Source organism: Rhizobium sp. LjRoot254 (assembly GCF_964254105.1).
Lineage (GTDB): Bacteria > Pseudomonadota > Alphaproteobacteria > Rhizobiales > Rhizobiaceae > Rhizobium_E.
Genome location: NZ_CAXUSM020000001.1, coordinates 4,431,403 through 4,449,547 on the forward strand (window position 1 = coordinate 4,431,403; position 18,145 = coordinate 4,449,547).

Sequence of the window (18,145 nt, forward strand, 5' to 3'; positions counted from 1 at the left end):
AACCGGCCATCGCTGTTCAAACCGGAATGAACCGGTCAATATCCCGACATGACCTTCTTCGAGAATGATTCGCCGTCAAACCTCATCGAATATACGGTGACCGAGCTCTCCGGCTCGATCAAACGCACGATGGAACAGGCGTTCGACCAGGTGCGTGTGCGCGGCGAGATCTCGGGCTATCGCGGCCCGCATTCCTCCGGCCACGCCTATTTCGCGCTCAAGGATGATCGGGCGCGGCTGGAAGCCGTGATCTGGAAGGGTTCGTTCTCCAAGCTCAAGACCCGCCCGGAAGAGGGCATGGAGGTGATCGCCACCGGCAAGATCACCACCTTCCCCGGTTCGTCGAAATACCAGATCGTCATCGAAAGCCTGGAGCCCGCCGGCGTCGGCGCGCTGATGGCGCTGATCGAGGAACGCAAGCGCAAGCTCCAGTCCGAGGGCCTGTTCGACGCCGCGCGCAAGCAGCTTCTGCCCTTCATGCCGATGGTCATCGGCGTCGTCACCTCGCCGACCGGCGCCGTCATCCGCGATATCCTGCACCGCATTTCCGATCGCTTCCCGCTGCACGTCATCGTCTGGCCGGTGAAGGTGCAGGGCGAAGGCTCTGGCGCGGAAGTCGCCAACGCCATCCGCGGCTTCAACGAGTTCGAGCCCGGCGGCCCGATCGCCCGGCCCGACGTGCTGATCGTGGCGCGCGGCGGCGGCAGCCTGGAAGACCTCTGGTCGTTCAACGACGAGATCGTGGTGCGCGCCGCGGCCAGTTCCGAAATCCCGCTGATCTCCGCCGTCGGCCACGAGACTGACTGGACCTTGATCGACTATGCGAGCGACCAGCGCGCTCCCACGCCAACCGGCGCCGCCGAGATGGCCGTGCCTGTGAAGGCCGACCTCGAAGCCCAGATCGCCAACCTCGCCGCCCGTCTCTCCCGCGCCATGAGCCGCCAGATGGATACACGCCGTCGCGAGGTCCGCGACCTCATACGCGCGCTCCCCTCGCTCGACCAGATCCTCGCCCTTCCCCGCCGCCGGTTCGACGAGGCTGCGTCCCGTCTTGGCCGTGGGCTGGAAATGACGACGGTCACAAAACGCCGCGCCTTCGAGCGCGTCTCGGCCAATCTCCGCCCCGCCATCCTGGCGACCCGCATCGCCGAGCAGCGCCAGAAACTCGCCGAGCGCATGACCCGCGCCGACCGCGTCGTCGAACGCATGTTCGATCGCCAGAAAGCCCGCATCGCCCGCGCTGACGCCGTGCTCGCGGGCTTCCCGGCGCGCCTGCATACCCATTCAGAACGTCAGAAAGACCGGCTCGGCAATGCCGCAAGGCGCGGCGATTCCGCTGTCGCAAACTTGTTGGCGCGGCATAGGCAGACGCTCTCGGCGCAGCAGCGCATCCTTGAATCGCTCTCCTATAAAAACGTGCTCAGGCGTGGCTATGCGGTGATTCGTGGCGATGACGACCGGGTCCTGTCCTCCGCCGGGATGATTTCGGAGGGCGATGCGCTGTCGATCGAATTCGCCGATGGCGCGGTCAAGGCCGTCGCGGGAGAGAACGCCTCGGCAATTGTTTCGCCGGCTAAGAAGCGATCTGCGCAAAAGCCGGCGCCCGAAAAGGGCAATCAGGGGAGCCTGTTCTGACATGCACATTCTCGTGGTCCTCGCCCATCCGATCAAGGAGAGTTTTGCCGCCGCCATGGCAAGAACGGCAGTGGCCGCCCTTGAGGCAAGCGGCCACACGACCGACCTTCTCGATCTCTACGCCGAAGATTTCGATCCGAGGCTGACGGCCGACGAGCGGGCGCGTCACATGGAGCCGGACTACGACATTTCCACTGTCGCGCCGCTCGTTGCGCGACTCCGCGCTGCGGATGGCCTGATCTTTGTATTTCCGCAATGGTGGTTCAACCTGCCGGCCATTCTCAAGGGCTATCTGGACCGCGTCTTTGCACCGGGCGTGGCGTACGACATAGATCCAAAGGGCGGCCGGCTTGTTCCCATGCTCGGCAATGTCAGACATTTCTGGGCGCTGACGACCACCGGCTCGCCGTGGTGGATCGTGCATTTCTACATGGGCAATCCCGTGAAACGCCTGCTCAAGCGCGGGGTGGCCGCCTTCTGCGCCAAGAGCCTGGATTTCCACATGCTGTCCTTGCACAGCATGGATCAATCAACCCTGGAAAAGCGCGAGTGGTTCTTGGAGCGCATCAGACGTCAGGTCGGAAAACTTTAACTACTCGAAGGTCTTGAGAAATTTTCCGACAAGCGCGTCGAGCGCCCGCCGCTCATCCTCGCTGAGCGCCGCGACCAGCCGGTGCTGGTTGGCGACATGGCCGGTCACCGCCTTGTCCACGGTCTCGAAACCCTTGTCGGTCAGGGCGATGATCACGCCGCGCCGATCGCCGGGATTGTCCAGCCGCTCCACCAGCTCTGCCTTTTCGAGCTGGTCGATCCGGTTGGTCATGGTGCCCGAGGTGATCATCGTCGTCTCGAGCAGTTCGGTGGGCGAAAGACGGTAGGGCGGGCCGGAGCGCCGGAGTGTCGCCAGCACGTCGAAGCTCGAGGAATTCAGCCCATGTTTGGCGAATTCAGCATCCAGCTCCCGTGACAGATGGCTGCGCAGCCGTGCGATCCGCCCGAGCAGGCCCATCGGTCCGACATCGAGGTCGGGCCGCTCCCGGTTCCATTGCTGCAATATCCTGTCGACGTGATCCATGCCGCCACTATGTAGAATTTTTGCTTGACGTCAAGATAAATTGGTTTATTTATCTTGATATCAAGTAATTTGACGTGGAGCTAAATTCATGTCCCGCACCTCGGATATTCTTCTCACCGCTCTCGCGCCGCTCGTCTGGGGCAGCACCTATGTCGTCACTACCGAATTGCTGCCGGCGGGCTATCCCATGACCGTTGCGATGCTGCGCGCGCTTCCTGCAGGGCTCCTGTTGCTCCTCATCGTGCGGCAACTGCCCTCGGGCATCTGGTGGGGCCGCTCGTTCCTGCTCGGCGCGCTGAATTTCTCCTTCTTCCAGACGATGCTGTTCATCTCCGCCTACCGCCTGCCCGGTGGCGTCGCGGCAACGGTCGGCGCCATCCAGCCGCTGATCGTGATCCTGCTGGCGCGGGTCTTCATCGGCAACCCGATCCGCGCGCTTGCCGTGATCGCCGGGCTCACCGGCATGGCAGGCGTCGCACTCCTCGTCCTCACCCCACGTGCTGCTCTCGATCCGCTCGGCGTGGCCGCCGGTCTCGCCGGCGCCGTCTCCATGGCCTTCGGCACCGTGCTCAGCCGTCACTGGCAGCCGCCTGTCTCGCCCCTCACCTACACCGCATGGCAGCTCACCGCGGGCGGCATCCTGCTTGTGCCCCTCGTCTACGTCATGGAACCCGCCCTGCCGGCGCTGACGCTGAACAACTGGCTTGGCTTCATCTGGCTCGGCCTTGTCGGCGGCGCGCTTGCCTATATCGTCTGGTTTCGCGGCCTCTCCCGCCTCGAGGCTTCCGCCGTCGCGCCCTTGGGCTTTCTCAGCCCACTGATGGCCACGATCCTCGGCTGGGCCATCCTCGGCCAGAACCTCTCGACCCTCCAGATATCGGGCATGGCGGTGGTGCTGATCAGCGTGTGGCTCAGCCAGATGGCACAGATGCGGCGGGCTGGTACTGAAGCCGTCGCGACTCGCTGAGTCGGCTATTTGCTAAAACGTTCACCCCTCACCAACTACGGCCAAGCGATCAGCTTCGCTTCTCGCGGCCTTCGTATCCTCTCCCGCAAGGGGAGAGGTAGGGTGCCGCACGCCCAGGGCGCCGCCACGGGTTTACCTCTCCCCCTACGGGAGAGGATACGAAGGCCGCGTGAGCTTCAGCGAACGCATGGACGCGCTTGGTGAGGGGTGGAAGCCGGACTCGCCAACTGAGCCGGTCAAACTACCCTCACGCCCACTCGCCCCGACGCATCACCGGCACCCGCGTGCCATCCTGCTTTACGCCATCCACATCCACGTCACCCGACCCAATCATCCAGTCGATATGGATCAGGCTGGAATTCCCGCCTTGCGCCGCGATCTGTTCGGGCGTCAGGTTGGCGCCGTCGATGAAGCATTTCGAATAGCACTGGCCGAGCGCGATATGGCAGGCGGCATTTTCGTCGAACAGCGTGTTGAAGAACAACAGGCCCGAAGCCGAGATCGGCGAGGAATGCGGCACCAGCGCCACTTCGCCGAGACGCGATGCGCCCTCGTCGGTCTCCAGCACCTTCTTGAGCACTGCCTCGCCCTTCGAGGCCTTGGCCTCGACGATGCGGCCGGCTTCGAAACGGACCTGGATATTGTCGATCAACGTGCCCTGATGCGACAGCGGTTTCGTCGAGGATGCAACGCCATCGACGCGGTACGCGTGCGGCGTGGTGAACACTTCCTCGGTCGGGATATTCGGATTGCAGGTCACGCCGTTCTTGGCGACGGAGGCGCCGCCATGCCATTCGTGGCCGTCGGCCAGGCCCACCGTCAGGTCGGTGCCCGGCCCCTTGAAATGCAGCGAGGCGAAATTCTGGCCGTTGAGCCAGGCGCTACGCGTGTGAAGCGCTGCATTATGCGCCTTCCAGGCCGCGACCGGATCGGCGACATCGACGCGCGAGGCGGCGAAGATCGCATCCGCCAGTTTCCTGACCGCCGCGTTTTCCTCGAGTTCGGGAAACATCTGCCTGGCCCAGGACGGATTCGGATACGAAACGATGTTCCAGTTGATCTCGAAGTTCGAGATCTTTTCCAGCGCCGGCTTGTAGGCGGTCGACATGGCGCGGTTGGCGCGTGCGACCTTGTCCGGATCCTGGCTCGACAGCAGCATCGGATTGTCGCCGGAAATCGCCAGCCGCGCGGCGCCATTGGCATAGGCCTCGGCCATGCCCTTGTAGAGCCAGCTTGCGGCGCGATCGAAGGTCGAATTCTCGGCATGCTGATAGCGCATCAGCGTCGTGACTTCGTCATTGTAGAATGCCGTCACCAGCCCGCCGCCCGCGAGATAGGCATGCTTGGTGATGAAGCGGACGAGCGGCATGGCCGCCACCGGCGCGGTGATCACCAGGTCCTGGCCCTTCTGCAGGTCGAGCCCGACCTTGACCGCCACTTCCGCCAGCTTTTCCAGCTTCTCCATGTCGATGACATCGCCGCTCATGGTGGCGCTCTGTGCTTCGTTCATATCCATCGGAATTCCACCTGCTCTTTTCGTTTCTACGCTTGTCTTCCCCGATTTGGCGCCATTTGTGAAGGCATTCCAGCGGAAATCGGCATCGAAGTCGCCGTCGCATTGCACAACAGCCCGCACTCCACTATTTGTCGAAATGAGGCCGAAAGCAGGACGGATACCGGCATGATACTGACAGACAAGCATATTCTCCTGATCATATCCGGCGGCATCGCGGCCTATAAGAGCCTCGACCTCATCCGGCGGCTGCGCGAGCGCGGCGCGGTCGTCGTCCCCGTCATGACCAGGGCCGCCGAGGAATTCGTCACCCAGTTGGCGGTCGGCGCGCTTGCGGCACACAAGGTTCATACCGATCTCTTCTCCCGCGACGACGAAGTGGATGTCGGCCATATCCGCCTGGCGCGCGATTGCGACCTGGTGCTCGTCGCCCCCGCCACCGCCGACCTGATGGCAAAAATGGCAAACGGCCTCGCCAATGACCTCGCCTCGACGGTGCTGCTCGCCACCGAGCGCCCGGTGCTGATGGCACCCGCCATGAACCCCAAGATGTGGTCGAATCCCGCCGTCGGCCGCAACGCCTCGCAGCTTCTCATCGACGGCGTGCATTTCGTCGGCCCGATGCGTGGCGAGATGGCGGAAGGCGGCGAAGCGGGCACTGGCCGAATGGCCGAGCCGCTCGACATCGTCGCCGAGGTGGAGGCCCTGCTCGACACCGCGCCAAAACCCTTAGCCGGCAAACGAGCGATTGTCACATCCGGTCCGACACATGAGCCGATCGACCCGGTGCGCTACATCGCCAACCGTTCCTCGGGCACCCAAGGGCACGCGATCGCAGCAGCCCTTGCCAAATCTGGCGCCGACGTGACGCTGGTATCCGGCCCTGTGACGCTCGCCGATCCGCGCGGCGTCAAGGTGATCCATGTCGAGCGCGCCGAGGAAATGCGCGACGCGGTGCTCGCCGCACTCCCCGCCGATATCGCCGTCATGGTCGCCGCCGTCGCCGACTGGCGCGTCGCAACCGCCTCGGGCGAGAAGATCAAGAAATCCGCCGACGGCTCGGTGCCATCTCTCGCGTTCACCGAAAATCCCGACATCCTCAAGACCGTCGGCCATCACGGAAAGCGGCCGAAACTGGTGATCGGCTTTGCCGCCGAAACGAACGATGTCGAAACCAACGCCACCGCCAAGCTCAATCGCAAGGGCGCTGACCTAATTGTCGCCAATGACGTCTCGCCCGAGACCGGCATCATGGGCGGCAAACGCAACCGCGTGGCGATCATCAGCCGCGACGGCGTCGACCGGTGGCCGGATCTGTCGAAGGACGAGGTGGCGGAGAAGCTCGTGGCGCTGATTGCCGAAAAGCTCGCCGGAGCCTGAGCGGCGTCTGAAATCCAGGATCGGAAGCCTACTTGTGGCGGTGCGTCTGGCGCCCCCGCTTGACAGATTGCAAACCGGCAGATATTTAACAGACAGGTTAATTAACAGACTGGTTAAATTTAATGGACCGCCTCAACGAAACCTTTGCCGCCTTGGCGGACCCGACACGGCGCGCGATTGTCATGCGCCTCGCGAGCGGCGAGGCCACCGTCAATGAGCTCGCCGCACCTTTCGACATCAGCCTTCCCGCCATCTCACGCCATCTCAAAGTCCTGGAATCGGCGGGGCTGATCGCCCGCGGCCGCTCGGGTCAGTTGCGTCCCTGCAAGATCGAGGCGGGCCCGTTGAAGGAAATTGCCGATTGGGTGGAGCGCTATCGCGGCTTCTGGGATCAGAGCTTTGATCGCCTCGACACATTCCTCTCCAACTTAAAGGGAAACGACGATGCCAACACTCAATCGTAGTCTTCAAGAAAAGCCCGAGCTTCTTATCGAACGATCCTTTGCAGCCCCTCGCGATGTCGTGTTCAGGGCCTGGACCGATCCGCAATGGATGGTGCAATGGGGCGGCCCGAAAGACTTTATTGCACGGGGCGATCAGCTCGATCTGCGTCCCGGCGGCATTCATCGGGCCTGCCTCATTGCCCCCAATGGCGACGAGCATTGGGTAAGCGGCAAATATATCGATGTGCAGCCGCCGCGCCGGCTTGTCTTTACCCACGCATGGGAGCTGGCGAACGGCGAACGCAGCCCAGAAACGGTCGTCACCATAGAATTTACGGAGAAAGGTGATGCCACGCATATGCGGTTTCATCAGGCCTTCTTCGAAAGCATCGAGTCTCGTGATGGCCATGAAGGTGGCTGGTCGGAAAGCTTCGACCGACTGAAGCGGTTCCTTGAAAACGATGTCATGGGGAGCTGAACCGGTGGCCAAACTCTTTTATTGCGAGACTCTCAATCCCAGAAAAGCCTGTGCGGCGGCTCGTTTTCTCGATGCGGATGTCGAATTCGTTCGGGTCGATCTTGGTCGCGGTGAACAAAGGACGGCGGAATTTCTGGCAATCAATCCCAATGGCAAAGTTCCCGCCCTGCAAGACGGTGAGCGAACGCTCTGGGAGGCAAACGCCATCATGTGCCACCTCTCCGACAGCGTCGGTGCGGAGTTCTGGCCGCATGACGAGCGCCAGATCGACATAATCCGCTGGTTGAGCTGGGATGCCGGCCATTTCACCCATCACGGCGCCACACTGTGGTTCGAAAATGAGGTCAAGCCGCTTTTTGGCGAGACCCCGAACGAGAGGATCGTGGCCGACGCCGAAGCCAGTCTCAAACAGTTTGCCCGTGTGCTGGACGACCACCTGGCCGACCGCCGCTATGTCGTGGGCGGAAGCGTGAGCGTCGCCGATTTTGCCCTGGCGGCCGCCTTGCCCTACGCCGCTACATCGCGATTGCCGCTCGACGCCTTCACCAATATCCGGCGTTGGCATGACCGTCTGAACGAGCTTGAGGCGTGGCGCGACCCGTTTCCGCATTCCAATCGGTAGCATTGGCGAATGATATTGCCGAGAGGCGACCGGGTTGCGGGTTTCGCATCCGTTCACATCGCGGCGAGCAGGACCTTTTCCGAAATCGTCGCCTTGATCGTGCCCGTCTCGAAGACCGAGACTTCGAGCCCGTCCGGGCTCATGACGACGGCGCTCTGTTCAGGAATGCTCATCCAGTTGTCGCGATTGCTGTCGAGCGGTTCGGAGACGAGGCAGTAGCCGCCGGTGCCGATCGGGCTGGCATAGAGCGTCGGCGCGACCTCGTTGGTGGCGTAGCGGACGGCATAGAGTTTCTCGCCATCGGAGAAGGCTGCGGTGAAGCGCACGTCGGCGCCAAGGCCGAAATGGATCGCCAGCCGCTCGATGAAAGCGATCGCCTCGCGGAAGGCGAGCAGCGGCGCGCTTTCGAGGCCGAAATGCATAGCGAGAAGGAAGATCAGCTCGGAATCGGTCGTTCCGGTGCGGGCGGCATAGAGCTCATCCGGCAGCATGTTTTCCAGCGGACGGCGCAGCTGGGCGAAATTCTCGATCTGGCCATTGTGCATGAAGGACCAGCGTCCGTTGACGAAGGGATGGCAGTTGTCGCGCCGCGTCGAGCCGAAGGTCGCGGCGCGGACATGGGCGAGAAAGAGCCGCGAGCGGATTTGGCGCGCAATGCTTTTCAGATTGCAGTCGGACCAGGCAGGTAGGACGTCGCGATAGAGCCCGGGCGTCTCGCGCTCGCCGTACCAGGCAACACCGAAGCCGTCGCCATTGGTGGCCGTGCGGGCCTCGACCGCCGAATGCGATTGCGCGATCAGCGAATGCGTCGGCGAGGAGACGATGTCTTCGAGAAAGAGCGGTTCCCCGCAATAGGCGGCCCAGCGGCACATGACGAGATCCTGACGCGAACAATACGCCGGTCGATCTTGGGCCGTCATGGTAAACAAAGCCTTAAACGCTCCACTGTTCACCGTTTGGAAAAGATTGTTCGCAGATCGATCATCTTTCGAAGACAATGAAGAGGCTCTATATTGGCGTTCAAGTGAGAAACGCCTGTAACAAGGAATGTGAAATGTCGATACGCCCCGTAAAATCCGAATCCCGTGCCCAGCCGACCATGGAAGGTGCCGGCGTGCATCTGCACCGCGTCTTCGGCTTCGGCGATCCGTCGCTGACCGATCCGTTTTTGATGATGGACGATTTCCGCAACGACAATCCGGCCGACTACAGCCGCGGTTTTCCGTGGCATCCGCATCGCGGCATCGAGACGATCACCTATGTGCTCGCCGGCACGGTCGAGCATGGCGACAGCCTTGGCAATCGTGGCCTGCTCGGCGCCGGCGATGTGCAGTGGATGACGGCCGGCAGCGGCATCATGCACCAGGAAATGCCGAAGGGCGATTTCGCCGGCCGCATGCATGGCTTCCAGCTCTGGGCCAACCTGCCCTCGTCGCTGAAGATGACCGCGCCGCGCTATCAGGACGTCAAGGCATCAGATATCCCCGTCGTGGTCGATGACGATGGCACTGCGGCGCGTATCATCACCGGCGAGTTCTGGGGCAAGTCCGGCCCGGTCGACGGCATCGCGGCCGATCCCGTCTATCTCGACATCTCGGTGCCGCCAGGCAAGCGGAAGACCTTCAAGGTCGATACCTATCGCAAGGCCTTCGCCTATATCTTTGCCGGCTCCGGCACGTTCCGCGATGCGTCCAGGCCGGTCGGCGTGCGGGTCGAGAAGGAGGTTAACGGCGAGGAACTCAATATCCGCGACCTCTCGGGCAATCGCACGCTTGTTGTCTTCGACACCGGCGACGAGGTGACCGTGCAGGCAGGCGACGAAGGCATCCGCTTCCTGCTCGTCTCGGGCAAGCCGATCGAGGAACCTGTCGCCTGGCATGGCCCGATCGTGATGAACAGTCATGAGGAAATCAGGCAGGCGATGCGTGACCTCCAGAACGGCACCTTCATCAAGGCCGCCCACTAGCGCATCGGCACCTTGCAGTGCCTGGGCAGTTCCTGGAAAGACTTGAAGCGGCTTTCCATGGAAAGCGTGCGCCCTCACCGTTCAGGTGAGGGCGCGCGATCTGCACTTGCCATCGGCTTGTTTTTGCTGTCCATTCGCAGGTGCGAAGATGGCTGCGAGGATAAGCACGGATGCAATTCAGGAATGCGCTACGATTTGCGTCCGTGGTGACAGGGTTCAACGTCCTCGTTTCCGCGAGCTTTGCCGTGGTCGGGCTGGTAGACCCCCTGTCGATGCTGCCGGCCGGGTCCGTTGCGAATGATGCGGCGTTCACATTCGCGCTTTATGCGGCAGCCCGCAGCCTGCCGCTCGCGGTTTTTGTGATGGTGTCCATCTTCATGCGGTTCGGGCGCATGCTGACGGTGCTGGGCTTTCTTGCCGGCATCATCCAGTTCGCCGACATGTGGGTCGGCATTTATGAAAGCAATCTGATCAAGACGATCGGACCGTTCCTGCTGGGCTGCCTGCAGCTATACGCGGTCTGGACGCTGCAGAACGCCAAGCGCTAATCATTCCGGGCGATCTCCTCGCCGAGCTTGTCGAGCATCGCCATCGAATAGGCTGTGATGATCCGCTCGTTCGCAGCGATCCGCAAACCGTCGCCTATGGCTCTTCCAAAAGCCTCGCCAGACGATAGACTGACCGCGAATTCGAAGGGGGACGCATGTACAAGCTCTATGAATCGATCAACAGCGGCAGCTCGGCGGTGGAAGCCGCACTTGCCGAGGCTGGCGCCGACTACGTGACCGTGCCGACCAGCACTGCAGAGAAGCGGCACCTCAGCGAGGAATACCGGGCGATCAATCCACGCCAGCAAATTCCGGCGCTGGCCCTCCCCAACGGATCCGTAATGACCGAAGGCGCGGCGATGCTGCTGCATCTCGCCGACGCCTTTCCCTATTCCCAACTCGCCCCACCACCAGGCTCCAGCGCCCGCGCCCAGCATGACCGATGGCTGATCTTCATGGCCGTCAACATTTACGAAGGCGAATTGCGCAAGGCCTATCCGCCACGATATTCCGACGATCCTTCAGGCGGCGATGCGGTGCTGAGCAACGCCACGACCTATGTGAACCGTCATTACGAATTGCTCGAGACGGCGATGGGAGAAGGGCCGTATTTCTTCGGCGACCAACTGACCATGGTCGATATCTACCTCTGGATGCTTGCCTATTGGATCGATGGCGACTGGCTTGCGGCACATTGCCCGAAGATCGTGAGCCTCGTCACCAGTGTGCGGAACCGGCCGAAGGTCATGCCCGTTCATGTCAAACATTTCGCCTGAGGCACGACATGCATATCGACGGTCAATGCCATTGCGGCCATGTGCGCTACGAAGCGGAGATCGACCCCGACAGGGTTACGATCTGCCATTGCACGGATTGCCAGCGGCTGACCGGCAGCCCCTATCGGGTGACCGCCATCACGGATGGCGACAAGATCAAACTGACCGCCAATCCGCCGAAGCTTTATACGAAGCACGGCCAGAACGGCCGGCCGCGGCTGCAATATTTCTGCCCGGAATGCGGTTCGCCGCTCTTCACCACCGGCGAGGGCGAGGATGCGACGACCACAGGCATCAGGCTCGGCAGCATCAACCAGCGGCGCGAACTGACGCCGAAAAGGCAGATATGGTGCCGCTCGGCGCTGCCATGGATCCACGATATCGCCGACCTGCCAGGCACCGAACAGGACTGATCAACACGGCTGACAGATACGACAGGAGAATGGAATGCTGGACCACATAGGCCTCAGGACCAGGCAGTTGAAGGAAATGTTCGCCTTCTATGAAGCCGTGCTCGCGCCGCTTGGCTTTTCCAAGCAGAAGGATTTCGGCGTCGCCGCGGGATTCGGCAAGACAGGCGCGCATCCGCTCTGGATCGGGCAGGCGGAGGGCGATGCGGCTGCATCGTCGGTTCATCTGGCCCTGACTGCCGATAGTCGCAGCGCGGTCGATGACTTCTATAAGGCCGCACTCGCCAATGGCGGCTCGGACAATGGCCCGCCCGGGCTGCGCCCGCAGTATCACGAGAGCTATTACGGCGCCTTCGTGATCGATCCCGACGGCAACAATCTCGAAGCTGTCTGCCACAAGGCGCAATAGGCTATCACTCCGGCATCGGGAAATCCGGCCAGGTTTCGGCATCATATGTCAGGCAGCCTTCCGGATCTCGCCGATTATGTCGTCCATGCTCAGTTGCCCCTGGAAACCGCCGGCGCTGACGGCCTCCTCCTCATGCTCGATCGCATGGGCGAAGCGGACGGCCGGGTCTTCCAGCATCCGTTGGTAGAGGCTGTTGAGCGCCGGAAACTGCCGGCGGTCGACCACTTTATGGAAATCGTTCCACCGGGCGATTCCCATGAAATAGGCATCCGCGAGGCTGCGCTTGTCGCCGAGCAGCCACTCTCTGCCATCAAGCAAGGTTTCGAGATCGGCATGCGCCCGCTCGACCTTGGCGATGCCGTAATCGCGCAGAGCCTGCTTGGCGTCGGGCGCGAGTTCGTGCTCGATCGAATACCAGAGCGGGCTGAAGGCATTGAAGAAGCTGGTATTGAGGAAGGCCAGCATCTGCTTCAGCCGGTCGTCGTCCCTTGAGCCCGGCTCGAAACCGAGACCCTTGCTGACCGTCTTGGCCGCGATGTGACCGAGAATCGCCATGCTTTCGCTGACCAGCCGGCCGTCGGGCAGCATCAGCGTCGGCGTCTCGCCGACCGGGTTGATCTGCCTGTAGTCTTCGCTGGAAACCACTTCCGGCATTCCGACGCGGCAGAGATGATACGTCGCGCCGGACCATTCGAGCGCGACGATCGAGCCGAACGAGCAGCCTTCGGGCACGCCGTAGAACAAAGTGAGGGCCATCGATCATTCCTTCCTGTTGATTGATATCGACCCGATTGATATGTCATTGCGGACGATGGACCGGTAGCTATGGATTTGGAGCCCTAATGTCCACGCAGATGGACGATGAATATGAACCTCAACGATCTGCAATTCTTCGTCCAGGCCGTCGATTGCGGTGGCTTTGCAGCGGCGGCGCGACGGCTGGGCGTACCGAAATCGACGATCAGCAAGCGCGTGGCCGAACTTGAGACACGGCTGGGCGCACGGCTGATCCATCGCACGTCGCGCAGCTTTTCCCTGACCGATCTGGGCCGTGACTTCTTCCAGCATGCCAGGGCCTCGGTGATCGAGGCGGAGAATGCCGAGAATATCGTGCGTACCCGGCTGGGCGAGCCGAGCGGTACCGTGCGTCTGACGACCTCCGTTCCGACGGCGCAGTTCACGCTGGCGCCGCATCTCCAGGAACTGTCGGTGCGCTACCCCAAGCTGACGCTTGCGCTGCATGTGACCGATCGTTTCGTCGATATCGTGCAGGAAGGCTTCGACATCGCCATCCGCAGCCACCAGCAACCGCTGGCGGATTCGGCGCCGGTGCAGCGCCGGCTCGGCATTCACGATTTCTACGTCGTGGCCTCGCCGGGTTATGTCGAACAGCATGGCGCGCCGTCGCATCCGGACGAGCTTGCCCAACATAAAAGCATCGTCGCCAATCCATCGGAGACGTCATGGCGGCTTTCATCGACGGCAGGTGGAAATGTGGAAGCGGACGTCAATCCCATCATGGCGGCCGACGAACCCTTCGTCCTGCTCAAGGCCGCCGCCGCGGGAATCGGCATCACCTGCCTGCCGACATCAGTCTGCCGCGGGGCGCTGGGTGACGGAACGCTTGTCCGCCTGTTGCCGGACTGGACCGCTGGCAGCATCACGACGACGATCCTCATGCCGCATCGGCGCGGCCAGCTTCCCTCCGTCCGGGCGGTGGTCGATCTGCTGCTCGAACGGGCGGGCGGTTGATTTTCCAATCCATCCGCGCCAAGATTTCTCAGTCCCGCAGAGAGAGACCCAGCATGTCAGCCAGTATCGAAATTACACCGGACCGCATCGCGGCGGCCGAAGCCATCATCCGTCCGCATGTCAGGCGCACGCCAGTCATGACGGTTTCCATGGCGGATTTCGGTTTGCAGGGTGGCGCACTCGATCTAAAGCTCGAATGCCTGCAGCATTCGGGTTCGTTCAAGGCACGCGGTGCCTTCACCAACCTTCTGACGCGGGATGTGCCAGCCGCCGGCGTTGTGGCGGCCTCCGGTGGCAATCACGGTGCGGCGGTCGCCTATGCGGCGATGAAGCTCGGCATCAAGGCGACGATATACGTGCCCTCGATCAGCGCCAAGGCCAAGACCGACCGTATCAGGAGCTTCGGGGCCGACCTCGTGATCGGCGGCGATCGCTATGCCGATGCGCTGGCGGCGAGCGAGATTTTCGCGGAGAAATGCGGGGCGATGCAGATTCATGCGTTCAACCAGCCGGAAACGCTTGTGGGCCAAGGCACGCTCGGCAAGGAGATTGAGGAGGACCTGCCTGGTATCGATACGCTTCTGGTCGCGGTCGGCGGCGGCGGGCTGATCGGCGGCATCGCCGCCTGGTATCGCGGGCGGGTGAAGATCGTCGCCGTCGAGCCCGAGGAAGCGCCGACGCTCAGCATGGCACTCGCCGCCGGTCACCCGGTCGATGCGCCTGCGGGCGGCGTCGCGGCGGATTCGCTGGCGCCGAAACAGGTAGGCCAGTTGATGTTTCCACTCGCGCGGGATCATGTCGGCCAATCCGTTCTCGTCACAGACGACGCGATCCGCCAGGCCCAGAAGGCGCTGTGGGACAGTGTGCGGGTAGCGACCGAGCCGGGTGGGGCGGCCGCCATGGCTGCAATTTTGTCTGGTCGCTATGTGCCTGATAAAGGCGAGCGGATCGCGGTGCTGGTCTGCGGATCGAACACGACGGCGGTGGATTTCGGGTGACGATTTCGGGGGTGCAAAGACCCCGCCCCGAAACCCCGCCCCACAAGGGGGAGGGGCCAATTCGTGGCTTCTACCTCGGTCGCAAGTTCCCCATGTGCATGTTGCACAAATGAAGGCTCCGTGGCTCGACGGTGAGTCGGGCGAGACGGCGCCACGGGTTAGCCCCTCCCCCTTGTGGGGAGGGGTTTGGGGCGGGGTCTTTCTTGATAGCCGGTCCGCTTCCCTTCACCGTAAACCTGCGCTACGCATCGCCCATGTTTCAACTCGCGCAGCCCGCAACCGCAGAACAGGTCATCAAGAAGAGCAGGTTCCTCGCGACCGCCATCCCGATCGCAAGCGAGGATGAAGCCAAGGCGGCGCTCGCCGCGCATGCGCATGCCGACGCCACCCATAATTGCTGGGCCTGGCGGATCGGCGCGGGCTACCGCTTTTCCGACGATGGCGAGCCGAGCGGCACGGCGGGCAAGCCGATCCTCGCGGCGATCGACGGGCAATCGATCGACAAGGTTCTGGTGATCGTCACCCGCTGGTTCGGCGGCATTCTCTTGGGCAGCGGCGGGCTGGTCCGCGCCTATGGCGGCACGGCGGCGATCTGCCTGCGAAGTGCCGAACTTGTCGAGATGAAGCCGTCGGTGGACGGACGTTTTCATCTGGAATTTTCTGATCTTGCCTTGGTCAAGGCAAAGCTGGCCGCCTTCAAGGACCTGCAAATCCTGGAAGAGCGCTTCGGTGCGACGGGTGCGGATATTGTCGTCCGCATCGTGGAGACGGATGTCGAAGCGGTCTCGCGTCTCGTGGCCGACCTCACCAGCGGGCGGAGCGAAGTATCGTTCGATTGACAGGCGGTCGTGCCGGCCACTTATGCCTTCGCGCGGCCCGCGCTCAGGCCTGCTTCGCTCAAATCAATTCCATTGATTTGCCCGGCTGCGTCGGCAGCTCACGCGTGCGCCCTCGCGCGGCGTCGCGCTCGGGCCTGCTCCACTCAAATCAACTTCATTGATTTGCCCGGCTGCGCCGGTCGTTACGCAGCCTTGGCGACGTGGTACTCCTTGATCGCCACCATCTTGATCGCGGGATAGCGCTCGGCCTCGTAGCGCAGCGAAAACGCATCCTGGGCGAGGAAGACCGGATCGCCGTCGAGGTCTCGGGCGATGTCGCCGCGGCGGGCGGTGACGAACTTGTCGAGATCGAGCGGATTGTCGGCCGAGATCCAGCGGCAGACGGAGAAGCGGCTCATTTCGAAGCTAACCGGCAGCGTGTATTCGCCCGACAGCCGCTCCTTGAGCACGTCGAGCTGCAGCGCGCCGACGACGCCGACGATCGCCGGCGAACCGTCCTCCGGCAGGAAGAGCTGCACGACGCCTTCCTCGGCCATCTGTTGCAGTGCCTCGCGCAGCTTCTTGGCCTTCATCGCATCTTCGAGCCGCACGCGGCGCAGGATTTCGGGCGCGAAGTTCGGCACGCCCTGGAAGACCAATTGCTCACCTTCGGTCAACGTATCGCCGATCCTGAGCGTGCCGTGATTGGGGATGCCCACGACATCACCGGCATAGGCCGTATCGGCCAATTGGCGCTGCGAGGCGAAGAAGAATTGCGGCGCGGTGAGGCCCAATTGCTTGCCGGTACGCGCGAGCCGCGCCTTCATGCCGCGTTCGAGCTTGCCGGAGCAGATGCGCGCGAAGGCGATGCGGTCGCGGTGGTTGGGGTCCATATTGGCCTGGATCTTGAAGACGAAGGCCGTCATCTTGTCCTCGGTGGCGTGCACGGTCCTGACATCGGCGACCTGGTCGCGCGGCGGCGGCGCAATCTCGCCAAGCGCGTTGATGAGGTCGCGGACGCCGAAATTCCTCAGCGCCGACCCCCAGAAGACCGGCGTCATATGACCTTCCAGGAAGCTCTCCTCGTCGAAAGGCTTGCAGGCTTCGCGCGCGAGCAGGACCTCATCGATGAAGGCCCCCTGCTCGTTCTGCGGCAAACGACTGGCGACGGCTTCGGGGCCATTGACCTTCTTGGTATGAGCCTCCGTATCGGAGCCGCGCACCTCATCCGTCGCCAGGTGGTAGCTGCCGCAGAAGCTCTTCGAGCGGCCGATTGGCCAGGTGATGGGTGCCGTGTCCAGCGCCAGCTTCTCCTCGACTTCGTCGAGAATCTCGAACGGATCGCGGCTCTCGCGGTCCAGCTTGTTGATGAAGGTGATGATCGGGATATTTCTCAGCCGGCAAACTTCAAACAATTTCAGCGTGCGCGGCTCGATGCCCTTGGCGGCGTCGATGACCATGATCGCGGCATCCACCGCCGTCAGCGTGCGGTAGGTGTCGTCGGCGAAGTCTTCGTGACCGGGTGTGTCGAGGATGTTGAAGACATTGCCGTCATATTCGAAGGTCATCACAGAGGTGACGACCGAGATGCCGCGTTCGCGCTCGATCTTCATCCAGTCCGAGCGGGTCTGGATGCGGTCCTTCTTGGCCTTCACCTCGCCGGCGAGCTGGATCGCGCCGCCGAACAGCAGCAGCTTTTCGGTCAGCGTCGTCTTGCCCGCGTCCGGATGCGCGATAATAGCAAAGGTGCGGCGGCGGGAGATCGCCTCGGCCAATTGGTCCGTCATCAATCAAAATCCTGTTGAATGGCGGCTATCTAGCCATTCGGCCCGGCAAATGCAATTGACCCCGTCCGCCCTACGAGCGAGAAAGCTTGCCATGAGCCAGATCATCACGCCGCCACCCGTCATCGGTCTCGTCCGCCTGCCCCATGGCGACGGGCTGCCCTTGCCCGCCTACGAAACGCTGGGCGCCGCCGGCATGGATATCCGCGCCGCCGTGCCCGAGGACAAGCCCGTCATCCTGAAGCTCGGCAATCGCGCACTCATTCCCACCGGCTTCATCTTCGAGATTCCGCCGGGCTACGAGATCCAGGTGCGGCCCCGCTCCGGCCTTGCATTCAAGAACGGCATCACCTGCCTCAATTCGCCCGGCACCATCGACAGCGATTTTCGCGGCGAGGTGCATGTGCTGCTGATCAACTTCGGCGAGGAGCGGTTCAAGGTCGAGCGCGGCATGCGGATCGCCCAACTGGTGGTCGCGCCGGTGGTGCAGGGGATCGTCGAGGAACGCGCGCTGGCCGGCGTCACGGATCGCGGCGCCGGCGGCTTCGGCTCGACCGGGCTGCAATAGGCA

General features: G+C 62.6%; 21 protein-coding genes. 16 read left to right on the forward strand and 5 right to left on the reverse strand.

Going from position 1 to position 18,145, the window contains the following annotated elements:
* The first annotated feature begins 48 nt into the window (after positions 1–48).
* Together xseA and ACSQ26_RS21855 are read left to right on the forward strand one after the other, a co-directional pair.
* Entirely contained in the window at positions 49–1,635 is a 1,587-nt protein-coding gene (gene xseA / locus ACSQ26_RS21850) for an exodeoxyribonuclease VII large subunit (protein ID WP_436012600.1), read from the forward strand.
* Between the two features lies 1 nt (position 1,636).
* Entirely contained in the window at positions 1,637–2,227 is a 591-nt protein-coding gene (locus tag ACSQ26_RS21855; protein ID WP_436012602.1) for an NAD(P)H-dependent oxidoreductase, read from the forward strand.
* On the opposite strand, the gene ACSQ26_RS21860 is transcribed toward ACSQ26_RS21855, so the two are convergent.
* Positions 2,228–2,710: a MarR family winged helix-turn-helix transcriptional regulator gene (locus ACSQ26_RS21860; RefSeq protein ID WP_436012604.1), complete on the reverse strand. Its 483-nt coding sequence runs from the start codon at positions 2,708–2,710 to the stop codon at positions 2,228–2,230.
* An 88-nt stretch (positions 2,711–2,798) separates the two neighbouring features.
* Here ACSQ26_RS21860 and ACSQ26_RS21865 point away from each other — a divergent pair, with 88 nt between their 5' ends.
* Positions 2,799–3,677 (forward strand): EamA family transporter, encoded by an 879-nt coding sequence (locus ACSQ26_RS21865; RefSeq protein ID WP_436012606.1) that lies wholly within the window; start codon positions 2,799–2,801, stop codon positions 3,675–3,677.
* A gap of 247 nt (positions 3,678–3,924) precedes the next feature.
* Here the strand turns inward: ACSQ26_RS21865 and ACSQ26_RS21870 are convergent, their stop codons facing one another.
* Positions 3,925–5,163: an aminopeptidase gene (locus tag ACSQ26_RS21870; RefSeq protein WP_436015408.1), complete on the reverse strand. Its 1,239-nt coding sequence runs from the start codon at positions 5,161–5,163 to the stop codon at positions 3,925–3,927.
* A gap of 195 nt (positions 5,164–5,358) precedes the next feature.
* Here ACSQ26_RS21870 and coaBC point away from each other — a divergent pair, with 195 nt between their 5' ends.
* The 4 genes from coaBC (at position 5,359) to ACSQ26_RS21890 (ending at position 8,113) form a co-directional block, all read left to right on the forward strand.
* Positions 5,359–6,570 (forward strand): bifunctional phosphopantothenoylcysteine decarboxylase/phosphopantothenate--cysteine ligase CoaBC, encoded by a 1,212-nt coding sequence (gene coaBC / locus ACSQ26_RS21875; protein WP_436012608.1) that lies wholly within the window; start codon positions 5,359–5,361, stop codon positions 6,568–6,570.
* 122 nt (positions 6,571–6,692) lie between these two features.
* Positions 6,693–7,034 (forward strand): ArsR/SmtB family transcription factor, encoded by a 342-nt coding sequence (locus ACSQ26_RS21880; RefSeq protein ID WP_436012610.1) that lies wholly within the window; start codon positions 6,693–6,695, stop codon positions 7,032–7,034.
* On the forward strand, positions 7,015–7,491 hold the full coding sequence (locus ACSQ26_RS21885; protein ID WP_436012612.1) for an SRPBCC family protein: 477 nt from the start codon (positions 7,015–7,017) through the stop codon (positions 7,489–7,491). Before ACSQ26_RS21880 ends, ACSQ26_RS21885 begins: the two co-directional genes overlap by 20 nt.
* Positions 7,475–8,113, forward strand: coding sequence for a glutathione S-transferase family protein (locus ACSQ26_RS21890; RefSeq protein WP_436015410.1), 639 nt, complete (start codon positions 7,475–7,477; stop codon positions 8,111–8,113). Before ACSQ26_RS21885 ends, ACSQ26_RS21890 begins: the two co-directional genes overlap by 17 nt.
* Before the next feature lie 53 nt (positions 8,114–8,166).
* Here ACSQ26_RS21890 and ACSQ26_RS21895 read toward each other — a convergent pair whose 3' ends face one another.
* A complete protein-coding gene (locus tag ACSQ26_RS21895; protein ID WP_436012614.1) occupies positions 8,167–8,985 on the reverse strand; it encodes a class II glutamine amidotransferase in 819 nt (272 codons plus the stop codon).
* Positions 8,986–9,167: 182 nt separating this feature from the next.
* On the opposite strand from ACSQ26_RS21895, the gene ACSQ26_RS21900 reads away from it, so the two are divergent.
* The 5 genes from ACSQ26_RS21900 to ACSQ26_RS21920 all read left to right on the forward strand — a co-directional run bounded on the left by ACSQ26_RS21900 (position 9,168) and on the right by ACSQ26_RS21920 (position 12,222).
* The gene (locus ACSQ26_RS21900; protein ID WP_436012616.1) at positions 9,168–10,079 is read left to right on the forward strand and encodes a pirin family protein; all 912 of its coding nucleotides are present in this window, start codon (positions 9,168–9,170) and stop codon (positions 10,077–10,079) included.
* A 170-nt stretch (positions 10,080–10,249) separates the two neighbouring features.
* Complete coding sequence (locus ACSQ26_RS21905) at positions 10,250–10,627, forward strand: hypothetical protein (protein ID WP_436012618.1); 378 nt, start codon at positions 10,250–10,252, stop codon at positions 10,625–10,627.
* A gap of 155 nt (positions 10,628–10,782) precedes the next feature.
* Positions 10,783–11,403, forward strand: a complete 621-nt coding sequence (locus tag ACSQ26_RS21910) for a glutathione S-transferase family protein (RefSeq protein ID WP_436012620.1) — start codon at positions 10,783–10,785, stop codon at positions 11,401–11,403.
* 8 nt (positions 11,404–11,411) lie between these two features.
* A complete protein-coding gene (locus ACSQ26_RS21915) occupies positions 11,412–11,816 on the forward strand; it encodes a GFA family protein (RefSeq protein WP_436012622.1) in 405 nt (134 codons plus the stop codon).
* A 34-nt stretch (positions 11,817–11,850) separates the two neighbouring features.
* Positions 11,851–12,222, forward strand: coding sequence for a VOC family protein (locus ACSQ26_RS21920; RefSeq protein ID WP_436012624.1), 372 nt, complete (start codon positions 11,851–11,853; stop codon positions 12,220–12,222).
* 48 nt (positions 12,223–12,270) lie between these two features.
* On the opposite strand, the gene ACSQ26_RS21925 is transcribed toward ACSQ26_RS21920, so the two are convergent.
* The gene (locus ACSQ26_RS21925) at positions 12,271–12,978 is read right to left on the reverse strand and encodes a glutathione S-transferase family protein (protein WP_436012626.1); all 708 of its coding nucleotides are present in this window, start codon (positions 12,976–12,978) and stop codon (positions 12,271–12,273) included.
* Positions 12,979–13,089: 111 nt separating this feature from the next.
* On the opposite strand from ACSQ26_RS21925, the gene ACSQ26_RS21930 reads away from it, so the two are divergent.
* The 3 genes from ACSQ26_RS21930 (at position 13,090) to ACSQ26_RS21940 (ending at position 15,811) form a co-directional block, all read left to right on the forward strand.
* Entirely contained in the window at positions 13,090–13,974 is an 885-nt protein-coding gene (locus ACSQ26_RS21930) for a LysR substrate-binding domain-containing protein (protein WP_436012628.1), read from the forward strand.
* 53 nt (positions 13,975–14,027) lie between these two features.
* Positions 14,028–14,972: a threonine/serine dehydratase gene (locus ACSQ26_RS21935; protein ID WP_436012630.1), complete on the forward strand. Its 945-nt coding sequence runs from the start codon at positions 14,028–14,030 to the stop codon at positions 14,970–14,972.
* A gap of 254 nt (positions 14,973–15,226) precedes the next feature.
* Positions 15,227–15,811, forward strand: a complete 585-nt coding sequence (locus ACSQ26_RS21940) for an IMPACT family protein (protein ID WP_436015412.1) — start codon at positions 15,227–15,229, stop codon at positions 15,809–15,811.
* A 182-nt stretch (positions 15,812–15,993) separates the two neighbouring features.
* Here the strand turns inward: ACSQ26_RS21940 and ACSQ26_RS21945 are convergent, their stop codons facing one another.
* Entirely contained in the window at positions 15,994–17,577 is a 1,584-nt protein-coding gene (locus ACSQ26_RS21945) for a peptide chain release factor 3 (RefSeq protein ID WP_258159783.1), read from the reverse strand.
* A 91-nt stretch (positions 17,578–17,668) separates the two neighbouring features.
* Between ACSQ26_RS21945 and dut the strand changes: the two genes are divergently transcribed.
* Entirely contained in the window at positions 17,669–18,142 is a 474-nt protein-coding gene (gene dut / locus ACSQ26_RS21950) for a dUTP diphosphatase (RefSeq protein WP_436012632.1), read from the forward strand.
* Positions 18,143–18,145 lie beyond the last annotated feature (3 nt).

Excerpts from the sequence above, each read along its gene's own strand:
- ACSQ26_RS21930 (WP_436012628.1), top strand. The coding sequence starts at position 13,090 with ATGAACCTCAACGATCTGCAATTCTTCGTCCAGGCCGTCGATTGCGGT.
- ACSQ26_RS21880 (WP_436012610.1), top strand. The coding sequence starts at position 6,693 with ATGGACCGCCTCAACGAAACCTTTGCCGCCTTGGCGGACCCGACACGG.
- ACSQ26_RS21945 (WP_258159783.1), bottom strand. The coding sequence starts at position 17,577 with ATGACGGACCAATTGGCCGAGGCGATCTCCCGCCGCCGCACCTTTGCT.
- ACSQ26_RS21910 (WP_436012620.1), top strand. The coding sequence starts at position 10,783 with ATGTACAAGCTCTATGAATCGATCAACAGCGGCAGCTCGGCGGTGGAA.
- ACSQ26_RS21935 (WP_436012630.1), top strand. The coding sequence starts at position 14,028 with ATGTCAGCCAGTATCGAAATTACACCGGACCGCATCGCGGCGGCCGAA.
- ACSQ26_RS21885 (WP_436012612.1), top strand. The coding sequence starts at position 7,015 with ATGCCAACACTCAATCGTAGTCTTCAAGAAAAGCCCGAGCTTCTTATC.
- ACSQ26_RS21900 (WP_436012616.1), top strand. The coding sequence starts at position 9,168 with ATGTCGATACGCCCCGTAAAATCCGAATCCCGTGCCCAGCCGACCATG.
- ACSQ26_RS21895 (WP_436012614.1), bottom strand. The coding sequence starts at position 8,985 with ATGTGCCGCTGGGCCGCCTATTGCGGGGAACCGCTCTTTCTCGAAGAC.
- ACSQ26_RS21915 (WP_436012622.1), top strand. The coding sequence starts at position 11,412 with ATGCATATCGACGGTCAATGCCATTGCGGCCATGTGCGCTACGAAGCG.
- ACSQ26_RS21890 (WP_436015410.1), top strand. The coding sequence starts at position 7,475 with ATGTCATGGGGAGCTGAACCGGTGGCCAAACTCTTTTATTGCGAGACT.
- ACSQ26_RS21870 (WP_436015408.1), bottom strand. The coding sequence starts at position 5,163 with ATGAGCGGCGATGTCATCGACATGGAGAAGCTGGAAAAGCTGGCGGAA.
- ACSQ26_RS21920 (WP_436012624.1), top strand. The coding sequence starts at position 11,851 with ATGCTGGACCACATAGGCCTCAGGACCAGGCAGTTGAAGGAAATGTTC.
- ACSQ26_RS21940 (WP_436015412.1), top strand. The coding sequence starts at position 15,227 with ATGTTTCAACTCGCGCAGCCCGCAACCGCAGAACAGGTCATCAAGAAG.
- xseA (WP_436012600.1), top strand. The coding sequence starts at position 49 with ATGACCTTCTTCGAGAATGATTCGCCGTCAAACCTCATCGAATATACG.
- dut (WP_436012632.1), top strand. The coding sequence starts at position 17,669 with ATGAGCCAGATCATCACGCCGCCACCCGTCATCGGTCTCGTCCGCCTG.
- ACSQ26_RS21860 (WP_436012604.1), bottom strand. The coding sequence starts at position 2,710 with ATGGATCACGTCGACAGGATATTGCAGCAATGGAACCGGGAGCGGCCC.
- ACSQ26_RS21905 (WP_436012618.1), top strand. The coding sequence starts at position 10,250 with ATGCAATTCAGGAATGCGCTACGATTTGCGTCCGTGGTGACAGGGTTC.
- ACSQ26_RS21925 (WP_436012626.1), bottom strand. The coding sequence starts at position 12,978 with ATGGCCCTCACTTTGTTCTACGGCGTGCCCGAAGGCTGCTCGTTCGGC.
- ACSQ26_RS21855 (WP_436012602.1), top strand. The coding sequence starts at position 1,637 with ATGCACATTCTCGTGGTCCTCGCCCATCCGATCAAGGAGAGTTTTGCC.
- coaBC (WP_436012608.1), top strand. The coding sequence starts at position 5,359 with ATGATACTGACAGACAAGCATATTCTCCTGATCATATCCGGCGGCATC.
- ACSQ26_RS21865 (WP_436012606.1), top strand. The coding sequence starts at position 2,799 with ATGTCCCGCACCTCGGATATTCTTCTCACCGCTCTCGCGCCGCTCGTC.